At 55.4% G+C, this 14,117-nt stretch carries 17 protein-coding genes and 3 tRNA genes; 10 read left to right on the top strand and 10 right to left on the bottom strand.

What is annotated here, in order from left to right; translation table 11 throughout:
* Positions 1 to 44 precede the first annotated feature (44 nt).
* Positions 45 to 1,385, bottom strand: a complete 1,341-nt coding sequence (locus tag P0119_00925; protein ID MDF0664615.1) for a YihY/virulence factor BrkB family protein — start codon at positions 1,383 to 1,385, stop codon at positions 45 to 47.
* Positions 1,386 to 1,698: 313 nt separating this feature from the next.
* Here P0119_00925 and P0119_00930 point away from each other — a divergent pair, with 313 nt between their 5' ends.
* Entirely contained in the window at positions 1,699 to 3,081 is a 1,383-nt protein-coding gene (locus P0119_00930; GenBank protein ID MDF0664616.1) for a cytochrome P450, read from the top strand.
* 118 nt (positions 3,082 to 3,199) lie between these two features.
* On the opposite strand, the gene P0119_00935 is transcribed toward P0119_00930, so the two are convergent.
* From P0119_00935 to P0119_00950, 4 genes are all read right to left on the bottom strand, one after another.
* A tRNA-Lys gene (locus P0119_00935) sits at positions 3,200 to 3,275 on the bottom strand.
* Between the two features lie 42 nt (positions 3,276 to 3,317).
* Positions 3,318 to 3,394: transfer RNA gene (locus P0119_00940), tRNA-Arg, on the bottom strand.
* 119 nt (positions 3,395 to 3,513) lie between these two features.
* The gene (locus P0119_00945) at positions 3,514 to 4,131 is read right to left on the bottom strand and encodes a YkgJ family cysteine cluster protein (protein ID MDF0664617.1); all 618 of its coding nucleotides are present in this window, start codon (positions 4,129 to 4,131) and stop codon (positions 3,514 to 3,516) included.
* A gap of 1 nt (position 4,132) precedes the next feature.
* Positions 4,133 to 4,693, bottom strand: coding sequence for a hypothetical protein (locus P0119_00950; protein MDF0664618.1), 561 nt, complete (start codon positions 4,691 to 4,693; stop codon positions 4,133 to 4,135).
* 290 nt (positions 4,694 to 4,983) lie between these two features.
* Here P0119_00950 and P0119_00955 point away from each other — a divergent pair, with 290 nt between their 5' ends.
* Positions 4,984 to 5,271, top strand: coding sequence for an HU family DNA-binding protein (locus tag P0119_00955; protein MDF0664619.1), 288 nt, complete (start codon positions 4,984 to 4,986; stop codon positions 5,269 to 5,271).
* 131 nt (positions 5,272 to 5,402) lie between these two features.
* On the opposite strand, the gene P0119_00960 is transcribed toward P0119_00955, so the two are convergent.
* Positions 5,403 to 5,678, bottom strand: a complete 276-nt coding sequence (locus tag P0119_00960) for a hypothetical protein (protein ID MDF0664620.1) — start codon at positions 5,676 to 5,678, stop codon at positions 5,403 to 5,405.
* An 89-nt stretch (positions 5,679 to 5,767) separates the two neighbouring features.
* On the opposite strand from P0119_00960, the gene P0119_00965 reads away from it, so the two are divergent.
* The 3 genes from P0119_00965 (at position 5,768) to P0119_00975 (ending at position 7,006) form a co-directional block, all read left to right on the top strand.
* Positions 5,768 to 6,193 (top strand): hypothetical protein, encoded by a 426-nt coding sequence (locus P0119_00965; GenBank protein MDF0664621.1) that lies wholly within the window; start codon positions 5,768 to 5,770, stop codon positions 6,191 to 6,193.
* 11 nt (positions 6,194 to 6,204) lie between these two features.
* Positions 6,205 to 6,765, top strand: a complete 561-nt coding sequence (rfbC, locus tag P0119_00970) for a dTDP-4-dehydrorhamnose 3,5-epimerase (protein ID MDF0664622.1) — start codon at positions 6,205 to 6,207, stop codon at positions 6,763 to 6,765.
* Between the two features lie 163 nt (positions 6,766 to 6,928).
* A tRNA-Glu gene (locus P0119_00975) sits at positions 6,929 to 7,006 on the top strand.
* A gap of 129 nt (positions 7,007 to 7,135) precedes the next feature.
* Here P0119_00975 and P0119_00980 read toward each other — a convergent pair.
* Both P0119_00980 and P0119_00985 read right to left on the bottom strand, forming a co-directional pair.
* Complete coding sequence (locus P0119_00980) at positions 7,136 to 7,519, bottom strand: hypothetical protein (protein MDF0664623.1); 384 nt, start codon at positions 7,517 to 7,519, stop codon at positions 7,136 to 7,138.
* Positions 7,520 to 7,715: 196 nt separating this feature from the next.
* Positions 7,716 to 8,528: a methane monooxygenase/ammonia monooxygenase subunit C gene (locus P0119_00985; protein MDF0664624.1), complete on the bottom strand. Its 813-nt coding sequence runs from the start codon at positions 8,526 to 8,528 to the stop codon at positions 7,716 to 7,718.
* Positions 8,529 to 8,864: 336 nt separating this feature from the next.
* On the opposite strand from P0119_00985, the gene P0119_00990 reads away from it, so the two are divergent.
* From P0119_00990 to pyrE, 5 genes are all read left to right on the top strand, one after another.
* Positions 8,865 to 9,437, top strand: a complete 573-nt coding sequence (locus P0119_00990) for a DUF1566 domain-containing protein (protein ID MDF0664625.1) — start codon at positions 8,865 to 8,867, stop codon at positions 9,435 to 9,437.
* A gap of 241 nt (positions 9,438 to 9,678) precedes the next feature.
* Entirely contained in the window at positions 9,679 to 10,626 is a 948-nt protein-coding gene (locus tag P0119_00995; GenBank protein ID MDF0664626.1) for a TIGR01777 family oxidoreductase, read from the top strand.
* Between the two features lie 79 nt (positions 10,627 to 10,705).
* Positions 10,706 to 11,713, top strand: coding sequence for a DUF523 and DUF1722 domain-containing protein (locus P0119_01000; protein MDF0664627.1), 1,008 nt, complete (start codon positions 10,706 to 10,708; stop codon positions 11,711 to 11,713).
* A gap of 8 nt (positions 11,714 to 11,721) precedes the next feature.
* The gene (locus P0119_01005) at positions 11,722 to 12,255 is read left to right on the top strand and encodes a CbiX/SirB N-terminal domain-containing protein (GenBank protein MDF0664628.1); all 534 of its coding nucleotides are present in this window, start codon (positions 11,722 to 11,724) and stop codon (positions 12,253 to 12,255) included.
* Positions 12,256 to 12,331: 76 nt separating this feature from the next.
* On the top strand, positions 12,332 to 12,907 hold the full coding sequence (pyrE, locus tag P0119_01010) for an orotate phosphoribosyltransferase (GenBank protein MDF0664629.1): 576 nt from the start codon (positions 12,332 to 12,334) through the stop codon (positions 12,905 to 12,907).
* A gap of 34 nt (positions 12,908 to 12,941) precedes the next feature.
* On the opposite strand, the gene P0119_01015 is transcribed toward pyrE, so the two are convergent.
* Positions 12,942 to 13,259 carry a hypothetical protein gene (locus P0119_01015; GenBank protein MDF0664630.1) on the bottom strand — a complete coding sequence of 106 codons (318 nt, stop codon included), beginning with the start codon at positions 13,257 to 13,259 and terminating at the stop codon, positions 12,942 to 12,944.
* Positions 13,259 to 14,113: a hypothetical protein gene (locus tag P0119_01020; protein MDF0664631.1), complete on the bottom strand. Its 855-nt coding sequence runs from the start codon at positions 14,111 to 14,113 to the stop codon at positions 13,259 to 13,261. The genes P0119_01015 and P0119_01020 overlap by 1 nt, the downstream gene beginning before the upstream one ends.
* Positions 14,114 to 14,117 lie beyond the last annotated feature (4 nt).

Here is a 14,117-nt window from a genome sequence, read left to right on the forward strand (position 1 = left end):
CGCCGAGAAATCGACGACAGTCACCAGACTCACCCCCCATACCATCAAGGCTTGGGGGATTGGGACGGTGATTGATCATGTAGAAGCGATTGCACGGTTTCACCCACCAACGCCCGCTCCACCGCCTTATCTCGATGCCGCAAGAGAGCGGACACAGGATCGCTGCTATCGAGATGGGGCAGTATCCACGGCGGGGTTCCGTTGCGAACCGAATCCAGGACCTCTTTCACCAAGATCAGGTCCGGCGACTTGATGAGGCTTACCCCTTCCGGTTCCTGAAGGCGGCCCACAAACCCATTTTCAATGAGACGTTCGACTTCTTCCTCCACCAGGGACAAGGGAATGTTCAGTTCGCTCGACAACTCCGGCAGCTTCAACGGGCGGTCCCCTTTGAGGTAATGATTCCCCAGAACTCGCAATACCTTGAGAGCCAGTTGTTCACGGAAGACGTGTGTGCCCTGCTCCCAGAGCAAGCGCGACAAATAGGCCGTCGGATACTGGTGGAAAAAGGAAAACTGCGCCCCAATCAGCACGATCATCCAGCCGGTGTAGAGCCACAGGAGGAACAGCATGAGCACGGCAAAACTCGAATAAATGGCGCTGTAATTGGCGGAGGCAGCCACGAATTTGGCAAAGGCTTCACCGGCGATGATCCAGAGAATAGCCGCCGAGACGCCACCGATCGCTGCTGAACGGAGTTCGACCTGGGTATTGGGGATCATCTTATACAAGAACGTGAAGACGCCACAGAACATCAAGAAGGGAACCATTTCGCCGCTCCACACGAGCAGCGTCCCAAACGGCTCCAATGCAATGAGATGTTGGACCACCGTGTTGCTTTGGAGCGAAGCCAGCAGGCCGAACGCGCTAAAGACCAGGACCGGTCCTACGAGGACAGCACTCAAGTAGTCGGCAAACTTCCGGTCCCAGGTGCGTCCCTGTTTCACCTGCCAAATCGCGTTCAACGCCTGCTCGATCTTATCGATCAGCGAATACGTCGTATAGAACAGGCCGGCAATGCCGGCGGCCCCCAGCACGCCGATCTTGATATTGTCTACGAAATTAATAATGGTGGCGGTGACCTCTCGATTCTTAGGACCTAGAGGTACGAGCGCCTGCGCCAAGAAGGGTTCGATCACGTGATGGACACCGAAGGCCTTCAGGACCGAGAACATCACGGCGAGAAACGGTACCAACGACAGCAACGTCGTATAGACCAGACCGGCCGTCCGCGCATCGAGCAAGCGATGACGGAACTCCATGCCGACGGCGGTAGCCAGCCGAAGCGTTTGTACAGTCAACCGTTGGAGCAACGACATGCTTGCCAGATCCCCCGTCCAGAGATCCTGCTTCGCAAACTGGGAAATGCGTGTGGAGCGGCTCATAGGCTTGCTTTCCCTAGCAGGGTATCGAAAAACTTTGGACACTCTACCGCGAATCCCGCCGTTTGTGGAGTCCCTACAGCATGAATCTATTCGCGGAAGCATCCTCGCGGCGAAGGTCGAACAGCCGCTGGCTCGATTTTAGGTCGTAGGCAATGCCTCGTCGAAGTACGTTCTTGTCGAAAGCCTATCAATGGCAACACCCTAGCCCATCCGGGCATGACGTGTTGCACTTGGAGTTAGAACTCAATCAAGCTTGCTCTCGTATTTCATTCATTTGATGCCCACGACCTAGTGTGATATCGTCCGTCCTCTTATGCCGGAGTCGGTTCAATCCTTCACGCTGGTCGATGTGCCAGGCGGCGCGCCGCTGCTTGGCCACCTGGGGACGTTCAAACGCGCCCCGTTGGAGACGATGTCCGGGTGGTGGCGCCGGTACGGCGATGCGCTGCGCTTTCGGCTTGGGCCGAAGACTCTCCATCTCTTCAGTCATCCTGATCTCGCTGAAGAGATTCTGGTCCAGCAAGCCGACCGCTTTGTGAAAGTGTATGACCCTCGGAAGCCGACCGGCATCTCGCTAGTTCTAGGTAATGGATTGGTGACCAGTTCAGGCGCGGTCTGGAAGCGGCATCGGCGCATTATCCAGCCGATTTTTCATCGCTCTCGGATGGCTGCCATGGCAGATCGGATGGCCCAGGTGGGCGAGCTGCGGATTGTCGGTTGGGTAAGTCTTGAAGGACAGCCGATCGATATCGGCGACGAAATGATGCAGTTGACGCTCGAAGTAATCTCGCAAACCATGTTCACCGCCAGTATGGCGCAACACATCGATCAGATCCGTCATGCGTTACGTGTGAGCCTGCAGTATGCAGTCGACTCGGTTCAGAACCCACTGCGTCTCCCCAGCTGGGTGCCGACTTCACGCAACCGTGAATTCCGTTCTGCCATGCAGTTTATGGATAGCCTGATCTATGGATTGCTTACCGAGCGGCGTCGCAGCGGATCCCAGCATGGCGATCTCCTTGATCTGTTGCTCCAGGCCCGCGATGAAGAGACCGGTGCCGGACTGACCGATCAAGAGCTGCGGGACGAAACGTTCACCATCTTTGCGGCTGGACACGGGACCACGGCCACTGCGCTCGCCTGGACCTGGTATCTTCTCGCAACCCATCCAGAGGCGAAGGCACGGTTTCATGAGGAAGTGGACCGAGTTCTCCAAGGAAGAACGCCAAACGCCGACGACCTTCAGCACCTCCCGTATACGCGGGCCATCTTCGAGGAATCACTCCGGCTGTATCCACCGGCTCCAGTCGTACAGCGCAAGGCGGCGATCAATACTACTGTGGGTGGATTACCACTACCGGAAGGCGCGCTCGTCTTCGTCAGCATATACAATCTGCACAGACACCCGGCCTTTTGGACGAACCCCGACAGATTTCTGCCGGAGCGATGGTTGAATGGCGAGCGGCCGACTGCCAGATTTGCCTACCTTCCGTTCGGCGCAGGACCACGCGCCTGCGTGGGGATTCATTTCGCATCAGTCGAAGGGCCACTTCTATTAGCCCTGATCGGTCACCGCTACGATCTGCAACCGGCTCAAGAAGTTGTCGAGGCCGAATTCTTCGTGACCTTGCAACCGAAAAGTGGCATCCGCATGATTCTCCAGCCGCGCCATGTGCCGGTCGTATCGAGCGCCTAGAGCCTTACAGGCCCTTAACTTATCTCATGAGTCTGAATTCTGTGGGCTACTGAGGCGGTCTATCCGCACGCGATAGATTACGCTACAAAAATGGAGAGCGCACGAGCGAAGCTTGGTTTGGTGGGCCGTGTAGGGGTCGAACCTACGGCCCGCTGATTAAGAGTCAGCTGCTCTACCAACTGAGCTAACGGCCCCACCGGGTATTGAATTGTCGATGTCGATTACAAGAACCGGTTTGGTGCGCCTGACAGGATTTGAACCTGTGGCCCTCAGCTCCGGAGGCTGATGCTCTATCCAGCTGAGCTACAGGCGCTCCTGCAACCAAGGAACTTCACCTTAGCATAGCGAGAAATATACTGTCTAGCGCACATTATGCGTGTGTCGTATCACTGCACTTGTGGATGCATCGTTTCAAAATCCAGACCTCAACCCTCACACTTCGGGATCTGGTATGAAAGCAAAGGGCAGGAACAGTTCTTCTCCCTCGATTCCTTGTTGATGGCGCAATGTCTCGATTTCCACCGCCTCCATCCCAGCGAGATGATTCTCTTCTTCTCGAAAGGCTTTCGAGGGCCGAATAAGTGGAACGGCCGTTTGCACAGCACAGGCCCCACTGACCAAGACCCCATCATCCTGAGGAACACCCATGGAACGACAGACCAGCGGTCGAAACTCGTAGAGGCCACAGGTTCCATCAGGCTCCAAGGCCGGACAAGGCCAACTCTCGAACCGTTGAACAACGCAGTCAATTTCCTGCTCGGGCCACCGGTCGATAAAACGATCCGTGCGCAGTTGTTGCGCGGCGGCTGTTAGCGCGGTGACTTGCGCGGCTGCTGACTGTTCGATCCTGCTCCGGTGCTCATCGGATAGGCTGCGGAGACCACGCCGAACTTCACGCCGGTCGAGGATGGTCACGGGAAAGAGTCCGACACAACAGCCGGAACATCCTTTGGTACAAGGAAGGCTCCCGAGGAGAGAGGCATTCCCCCGGTCAAACCAGCGAGCGGTCCTTTCAAACAACGGTGAAGGAATGGGGGGTGCCCCTGACATGCTAGTCTTTGTCCGAGGCCGACATGTCCACGATGAGTTCACCTTTGGGAGAATAGAAACCCTGATTGTCGATTTGCACGATTCCGTTGCACTGCTCCTGATAGAACTCGAGGATCCAGCCATTGAAATCGTAACCCTCGTCGGTCACATCATTCTCCGCCATGCGCGTGGTCAAAATAAACCGACAACGGGTCACATATTCCATCGCGAGCTGCGCTTCGATGTCGGAGTGAGCAGTGAGGAGGTTCAGAAAAAGCTTCCGCTCTTGATCATAGACATCTCGATAGCTGCCACGATCACGCACACAAAAGAGGTGGATCGGCTTGCGTTCTTGATGGTAGCCCAATGTCACTTGAACCCAAGCCCAATCCTCGAGCGCTCCTTCCTCCAGATTGGGAGGCACGGTAGGACTTTCCCCGCGGGACTTTAGGAAATCGATTACCAGTCGGAGAGGAGGAGAATTCTCCTTTTGGCAGAACACGCGCGAATAGAGGAAGCTTTCATCCTGTTCGGACGCTTGGTTGGCTACACCTACGGGTAATATCGGTAGCTCTTTAGCCACGTGAACTCACCAACGTCAAGAGCCGTTTGCGTCTCTTCGGAAGGTCCATCCTGCTCTACTCTACCCTTCCATTTGCTTGAACCGCAAGAGGCTGTGTGTGCATTTCTCCATGACAGACGCGCGTTTTTCTCGTTGACAGTCTTCGGACTCTTGGCTACACTCTCGCGGGTTTTCACGATGTGGGTAGAAGCGCGCGCATGGGCGGCCCACTAGCCGGGATGTGTTTCAACCAGGCGCGTCACGTCGCATATCGACTTATTATAATCCCTTACCCTCAAGGAGGTTCACGAATGGCCAAATCAATGACGAAATCGCAGATCGCAGATTACCTCGCCGGAAAAGCCGGCATCACGAAAAAAGGAGCGGTACAGATTCTTGATGATCTGGCAGCCCTGGCCTATCGTGAGGCCAAGAACGTTTTCACGGTGCCTGGAATCGGCAAACTCAAGCTCGCTAACCGCAAGGCGCGCATCGGCCGCAATCCGCAGACCGGTGAGGAAATCAAGATCCCGGCAAAGCGAGTAGTCAAGTTTCGTGTCGCTAAAGCTGCCAAGGACTCAATCCTCGGCAAGAAGTAAGGCGAATCCTATCCCCTGCACCACCGTATCGCCTGATCCATGGCAGTGTGGACTCATCCGCTCCATTTAGAACATACAAGAGGGGGCGAGATTGCATCGAAATCTCGTCCCCTCTTCACATGTCCGGGCATTTACGGGGCCGACGGGCCAAGTCCGCTCCCCCCCATCCCATCGTGTCCGATCAGACGAATCGCGTCCCCATCGTGAACGAGCGAGTCTTCGCTGGCGATCTTCTTATTGATGGTCACAAGCACTTTCTTCTCTCTCAACAGTTGCAGCAGATGTCGAAGCTGAATGCCTTGTCGTTGGATCAATTGACGAACGGACATCGATCGATCAATGTCGCAGGCCAGATCACACTCGCCATCCACGGTTTGCAGTTGTCCGGTCAAAACGATGGTTATCATCTCCGTCATTCCTCATGCGTACGAACGATTTGCCTGTCTCGGCTGTGCGACTGTTGACTCACCGGTCATCTCTTCCGATAATGGAGGCCATGCCAACTCTCGATGTTCATAATCCCGGAATGCCCGACCTCCAGTTCGTTCTCTTCGTGTCGGCGCTCTGCACAGCAGATCTCACGACGATCAATGTGTCCAAAGATCTCCGACAAACGATCTTCGATCGTTGCTGGGCACTCATTCATACCGAGCCACCACCTACGAACCCTAAAGAACGGGTTCTTGACCTCCGGGGAGGGACGGAGCTCACGCTCGAGGCCTGTGCTTCTACGATCCGATCTCTCCTCCACGAGGCCAACATTACCACCTTGGTGTGGGACCATCCGGTGAGTGACCCTCGCATGAACAGCACACCTGAAGCCCTCCCCTTGATCGATCGATTGGGACAATTATATCCGGACAGCCCGAACGTCGTCGATCCTTCTCATCAACCTCCCGGTGGTTCCGACCCCGCTCCGTAAAAGGGAATACAGTGCGAGTAACGACCATAGACATCCCTGGCGTACTCTTGCTTGAGCCTTCTGTCATGTCCGATCATCGAGGCTGTTTCGCGGAAACATACCATGACCGTCGTTACCGAGAAGCCGGCATCGCTGAGCGTTTCGTTCAAGACAATTTTTCGAAATCGATACGAAACACGGTGCGTGGCCTGCACTTCCAAGAACCTCAGGCTCAGGGGAAACTCGTCATGGCCCTTGAGGGGACTGTCTACGACGTCGTCGTTGATATCCGCAAAGGGTCGCCGACATTCGGTAAATGGTATGGAGTCGAACTATCCGGGAAGAGCCTTCAGCAGATGTATGTTCCTCCCGGATGTGCTCATGGCTTTTGCGTCACGAGCGATAGCGCGTGCTTCTTATATAAGTGCACCGCCTATTATTCCCCCAAAGATGATCGCGGTATCTTGTGGAATGATCCGGCTTTGGGAATTCTCTGGCCGGTCAGGCAACCTATACTCTCAGCAAAAGACCAAACACATCATACTCTTGCTGCAATGGACGCAGAGTTGCCGTTCTTTAGAGGTACGCGCTAGACCATCTCCTCTCATCCTCTCACCACATACTTAAGCTGGAAGTCCACGCGTGACAATCGGCTCTCCCGGATTCGGACCTTGCACTTTGGGTCAACCTATCCTAGTGACAGGCCAGTTACGAGTGTGGTATGAGTGGCACTGCTTTCTTACCCATAATTATCACGTCCCCATCGTCTAGCCTGGCCTAGGACATTGCCCTTTCAAGGCAGTAACACGGGTTCAAATCCCGTTGGGGACACCATCATTTCTAACCATCAAGGAGACCACCTCACCTCGCGGCTGCGGGCCGTCGATATCTATCTTGTTTCGCGATGAGGAGCTAACTCCATTACGAGCAGATCAGATCTGAGCACTTACCCCTGCGAGGACTCTACCCTTCAAACGCATGACTGCATTTCCGGCACAGAAACTTCGACGCGATCGTGTCCTTCCATTCATTGAGCTTTTGAGTATAGTTCTTGGTCTTCACGGCTCCATACCCCACCCACACCCCTAGAAAGGCGATAGAGGAGGCTAAGTCTGCTATTGCCATCTCGGATTCCGACCCCTGCGGGGATGCCAGACTTAGCATCACCGCCACATTCACCGGTATACCGAGGAAAAACCCCTGAAGATAAGCCCAGGGGGCCTTGGGAGGGTGATACGAAGTCGGCAGCTGCCCCAAGGCCTCCCTAGGCGGCGTTTGACGAAGGATATCGCTGATCTGCTGTGCCTTCTCGGAGTTGCAAGTCGGACAGGTGCGTTCGCCGGGCATATGACTCCTCCTTCCTGGTATCAATTCTTTTGATCCATGCCGTTGAACAGATAGTTGGCTGTTCTGGGCAGGCAGAATTGATTGGTGCAAGGGAACAGTCTCCGAGTGAAAATTTCTCCTTCAAAATAGTTCGGCCCGGAACCCCGTTCATGGTGTTCCGGGCCGCTCCATGAAACTCTACTACTCCAGATACAGCTTAGTACCCCGCCCCCTTGGCGTTGGGATTCACCTGGCTGGGGAACGGATCCAGGATGCTCTTCGGCGCGTTGTTCCAGATCACGTCCGCCAGATTCGACATCCGGCTCACGATCTGCGCCGCCACCCCACCGGCCGCCCCAAACAACCCGCACCAACCCAACGTCACAAAGCCCCAGTGCAACGGCGCCGAGAACAGCTCATCCACGAACCAGAACGCATGGCCCCACTCGTTCAACCCCACGTTCGGCAGAATGAACATCGGCCCCACCACCGCCGCCACCAGCGCAAACGAGGTCGCCTGGTTGTACAACGGGAGCCGCGTCTGCGCATACAGATAGCTCGACACGCCGCACGTGATGTACAGCGGGAACGTCCCGTAGAACGCTACAATGTGGCTCGCCGTGAAGCTCGTGTCTCGGATGATCACTTGATGCCACGCCGCATCCTGCTCCAACGTGTAGCTGCCCGCGTAGTACACGCCCCAGATGTAACAGGCCAGCCAGCCCATCCAATAAAAATACCGCTTCAACTCCAGCTTGGGGTCCAGATTGGCCAGATTGCGGTCCCGGGTGGTCCAGATCCATCCCACCGACACCGCAAAGAACAAGGCGTTCGCCACGATGTTAAACCGCCACAGTCCCATCCACACGGAGTCGAATTCCGGGGTCATCGAATCCAACCCGTGCGAGTACCCAAACGCCCGTTGATACAGGACCCAAAAGATGCCCATCATCAGCATCGCCGCCCACCCGATCTTCCACGGCTTCGAATCGTACCACTGCGAAATGTCATACCCTCGATCGCTTGCCATAGTGTGACCTCCCTTTAGCTTAAGGCTTATTGAAAAATCGCGCGCCTACTCTTATCAGTGTTGATCTGATACCTACTTCTCCAAATCTCTCTCTTTGAACGCTCCTTGATAGTACCTCAAATCGATATGCGAATGCCAATCGATAACTCACTCGATCGTCAGCCTGTAATCTTTGTCTTTTCCGTGGTTTACAATTACCAGATCTCACCATTTCCCCTATTCCTCTACTTTTCATCACCTGATACGTGTTTTCGCCTGGCGCGACAAGTTCGACTCTAGAAAGGTTGCTCCTCCTCCATCACGAAGCGTAGGATGCACTTGATGGTCGGGAGCAGTATGAGACTACCTCCGGTGGCAAGGTCGCGCGCAATCGTCGTCACGCTGGTTGTAATAGGTGCGTTCTGCTTGCTGGCATACACCCAGATCAGGTCTCACACGCAGGGAAGAGAAGAGGTGATCGCCACCATCATCAAGAATTGGCAACAAGCGCATCCAGCGGCCCAGCGATTCGTCATTTTGGCCGACTTCAAGAACGAGGCAGTTCTCGATAAGGATACAAGCCTCATCTGGGAGCTCTCCCCAATAACAACATCTGTGACATGGAACGAAGCGCGTGCCACATGCCTTACCCGAGCCACGGGCGGTCAGCGAGGCTGGCGGCTACCGGCGCCGGCTGAAATGCGAAGTCTCGTGGGGCCGGCAGTAGACTCCCCGATCCCCAATATCCCGCCAGGGCATCCATTCGTGAACATCCAGCCAACGTCCTACTGGACGGTCGTTCCAGAAGCCAATCAACCATCATATGCACGGTACGTGGACGCATTCCTCGGCAACGTGCTCAGTTTTACTAAGCTATATACTTATCCGGTTTGGTGCGTTCGCGGGCCGATCAAGCAGGATGATTACTGAGTGGCGCCCGGTGTTATGTGTAGAACTGATGGTCGTCGAGCAATACGCCTACTTGACGGATTACGCAGATGAGATCATTTTCGGACCTTGCGGTCCATGAATCGCAGGGATGGCTTCGACAAGTTCCCCATTCCTTTGATAGTCCGAGACGCATCGCCGGCCGAGTTCCACGCAGGTCAAATGAAGGCTCCGTACATGCACTCGCCGGACCAGCCAGGTCGGTGGCTCAAAAAATAGACCTATGAACATAGTGGTAACCGGAGGAACAGGATTCGTTGGCCGGGCATTGTGTGCCGCGCTATGCCAAAGAGGCCACAGAGTCACCATTCTGACGAGACACACGGGACAGGTTTCGCATCAGCCCGACGTACAGGTGCAGTCGTTACAATGGAACGCACGAGACTCGGGACCCTGGGAGCAGGCATTTGAAGGAGCAGATGCGGTCATTAATCTCGCCGGTGCCCCCATTGCCGACGCACGCTGGACGGACTCGCGCAAACAACTCATCACAGACAGTCGAGTGCTTACCACTCGCTTATTGGTCAGAGCCTTGTCCCGCCGATCTACGAAACCCCTCACATTCATGAGCGCGTCCGGAATCGGGTATTACGGCGCAAGCGACGACCGTCGTCTGGATGAAGGAGCGGCGCGCGGTCTGGGCTTCCTGGCCGATCTCTGTCTCGCATGGGAAGCGGAGGCCCTTCGGGCTGGAGAGCTTGGTGCGCGCGTCGTCATCTTACGAACCGGAATGGTACTCGAACAAGACGGCGGGGCTTTGCCCAAGCTGCTGTTGCCCTTTCGATTATTTGCAGGCGGTCCGATCATGCCGGGAAGCCAATGGGTCTCGTGGATTCACAGACGGGATCACATCGGGCTGATAGAATGGGCTCTCGCCACGGCAACGGTTTCCGGTCCGATCAATGCGGTGTCCCCGGAGCCTGTGACGATGAAGACGTTCTGTGAGGTGCTGGGGCGGCTGATTCACAGACCATCCTGGCTTCCCGTTCCGGAAGTCGCCCTGACCATGCTACTCGGCGAGCTGGGGACAATGATGACCACTGGCCAGCGTGTGATTCCTGCGAAAGCAATGGCGGGAGGCTACACCTTTCTGTATCCAACGCTGGAGACTGCTCTGCAAACTATCCTGATAGGAACAGCGCGCCAGGATCGTGGTGAATCGGATCCATGAGCCACATCTGACGTCCTCGGACGAGCCGCACCGGAATAGTTGCCACGTCGAAGTTGATTGTCCAATACTATCGTGGATCATGCGCCAGGCCTATCAGGAATATTGTGGGGATGGACAAACCTTAGCTGACGGAATGACGGCTTGTTCGATCCGCTTGGGTATCAGCAGGTGTCTCCTCGGTGACGAAGTTCGTTTCGACGGAGGACACAAGAGGGACCGGTTTTTAACCGATGTCCTGGGTCGCTACGTGGAATGGGTACCAGTCTGTCCTGAGGTTGAGGCGGGACTGGGCACCCCGCGTGAAGCCATGCGGTTGGTCGGTGAACCTCACCGTCCTCGACTCGTCACGATCCAGAGTGAGATCGACCACACGGAGGCTGTCGCCAACATAGCTAAAGATCGGGTTGCCGAATTGAAAAAGCTGGAGCTCTCCGGCTATGTCTTCAAGCAGAACTCGCCCAGTTGCGGCGTCCAACGAGTCCATATTTATGATCAACAGGGGATGTTCCGTCAGAATGGAATCGGGATCTTCGCCAAGGTCTTTGCGGATCAGTTTCCAATGATTCCGGTCGAAGAGGAAGGGCGGCTCTGCGTCCCGGCGGTGAGAGCGAACTTCGTGGAACGGGTATTTTGTTATCGTCGATTCCAAGATCTGATGGGGAATGAGCTCACCAGGCAGGCGCTGAGACGATTCCACAGGATCCACAAGTATCTGCTCTTGTCCCACAGCCAACAACATTATGAAGCGATGGGCCGATTGATCGGTCAAGCAGATCACCATCGACCGAAGGAGTTGACGGCGAAGTACGGTGCGATATTCATGAAATGCTTGGCTGTGAACCCCACGGTCCATAAACAGATGAATGTGCTGCATCACATTGTGCGGTACCTCAAGACACGATTGAAGACGCACGAAAAGGTCAAGCTATTAGACGTGATCGATAGTTATCATCGAGGGCTCATCCCACTATTCGTTCCGCTGATGCTGATCAAGCACTACGTCGGGAGGTTCGAGATCGACTATCTTCGCGACCAAGTGTACCTGGAGCCGTGTCCGAAAGAGCTGATGCTTCGCAATCGCGTGTAGGACGATTCATGGCGACAAAGAAGCAAGGGGTGATTCTGGTGGGACATGGCGGAATCCCAAAGGATTGTCCGCCAGATTTAGTGACAACGCTCAAACGACTGGAAGCCCAGCGCCGCGCAGTAAAACAACCGCCATCCGTTGAAGAACTCGCATTGGAGATGAAGATCCGTCGGTGGCCGCGGACGCCGTCGACCGATCCTTACGAATCCGGCCTTCAAGCAGTCGGGGCGCGATTGCAGTCCCAACTAAATGGCAGCTTGTTCGCACTCGCTTACAACGAATTCTGTGCTCCAACCCTGGGGGAGGCAGTGGAGCAACTCATTGGACAAGGGGCCACGGAGATCACTGTAACAACCACCATGTTTACTCCAGGAGGTGCTCATTCGGAAATCGAGATCCCTGAAATTCTCAACCGTCTCCGGCCCAAACATCCTGATGTGATACTTCGTTATGCCTGGCCCTTTGACCTTGAATTGGTCGCCAACACGTTAGCCGAGCAGATTCGTCGCTTCTCCACTGGACCTCCGCAAGGGGATCGGTAAAAAGATCTGTCGGCCATCGCCCAGGCAATGTAGAATGCCGACACCCAGCGAACACTGCAACCGGGGAGGAGTCATCGTGAAGGCTCGGGAGCAATTGGCAAAAGCGTTCCATGATACCCAGGCATTCAAATGGGATCGTGATAAGGGATTCAAGCTCGCGTCCGGTGAGATCAGCCCGTTCTATGTCGATTGTCGCGCTCTTATGGCGCATCCAGAAGCGCGTCGCCTAGTCGGCCACCTCGCCTATGAGGCGCTCACCGACATTGAATTTGATTGTCTGGGCGGCCTCGAACTCGGAGCCATCCCGATTGCCGTGACCATTTCCGATTTCGCCTGCGCTGCCCCGCGTCAGCGCCTCTGGCGGACTTTCGTCGTTCGCAAGCAGACCAAGGACCATGGCCTGGGAAAGTTGATCGAAGGCAGCATCCATCCGGGCGATCGAGCACTGATCGTTGATGATGTCCTCACGAGCGGCGGGTCGTTGCTGAAGGCGATGGCGGTCGCACGGGAGGCCGGACTTCAAGTGGATCATGCATTCGTCATTGTGGATCGTCAAGAGCAGGATGGGAAAGGGCGTGTGGAAAGAGAAAAAGTTCAGCTCATCAGTCTCTTAACGATTCAGGACCTTATGAGCATGGAGAAGAAGGGCTAGTGCAACAGGCTATGCTTGCGGGTTGCTCATCCGTTCACTTGCACTCGAACTGAATCCCCCACCGCCGTTCTTCGACCAGTTCTTGCGCGTCATCAAGCGGACTTACAATTCGCCTGCGTCCTTTGGCTTCTCCCTCACGAACGATGCGGTAGGACCTGCCGCTGCATTTCTCCTTCATGAGGTCAAGGGCATCCTTGCGCAAGGAGGAGAGCATAGGGCCTTGTTCGTCCTTAAACGGATAGATCACGACCCCACCCGCGTCGTGCTCCTGAACGATCTTTGCGCCAGCGGCACAGCCTCCAACCACTAGGCATGCCGCTGCAGCGGTGGCTTTCAGCCAAGAGTTGATCATTACCTTGGACTGGCTCCGATCACTGTGGGCAACGGAATATGACTACCTGTGCTTCCACCGAACAGACTCTTCCAGGAGTTGTGCTCTTGTACCCGTAGGCCTTTATCCCACAGCGATTCCAAAATGCGGACAGCTGAGGAGGACCCTCCGTCCATTGCCATGGCTTGACGGACTGCAGGAAGCGCATCCTTGAAACAGCGACCGATGTCGTATAGCCGAACAGCTCCGAGGCTCTTCAGGAGCAGAATGTGTCCGGTCTCCATTTCGGCGATAATCGTCTGATACGCATGTTTTCCGCTCTCGCGAACACGAATCTTGCCGGTCAGATCCAGTAGCATCAATGCCTGTGCTGCCTCTCGGTAGTGAGGCTGTTCTTCGTCAAAACTCTCTGCAGCCAGATCAAGGATCCGTGCCTTCTTTAACCCAGAGGCGGACGGTTCTGCGACAAACAACCCCTGCCATGAGCTGTGGCGCCTGCTACCCAACGGGCGTCCATCCTTATAGAGAAGACCTAGATACGTAAAGTTTTCACGGAACAACCCCGCATTGAAGAGCACATGATGGCCGGTTCGTTTCTGCCATTCGTCGATCCTGAGAGGTTCTGAAAACCCTTCCTGGGCGTAATGATGAACGGAGAATTTCGTCCGCTCCGGATCGATATCGACAGCCAGCATGCTCGGCACGGTAGGACAAGCGTCGCCTGGATTCCACACCGAAACCATGACGCCAGCAGAAAGCCGCTCCCATGAACCGTCCTGAGCTGGGCACAGAACAGGCAACAGCACCAGGCTCAGTAGCTGTAGGAGAACGTGTAGGGAAGACTTGGCTTCTGCGAACCACTGGAGCCTATTCATGGCG

The sequence above is a fragment of the Nitrospira sp. genome, from assembly GCA_029194665.1.
GTDB lineage: Bacteria > Nitrospirota > Nitrospiria > Nitrospirales > Nitrospiraceae > Nitrospira_D.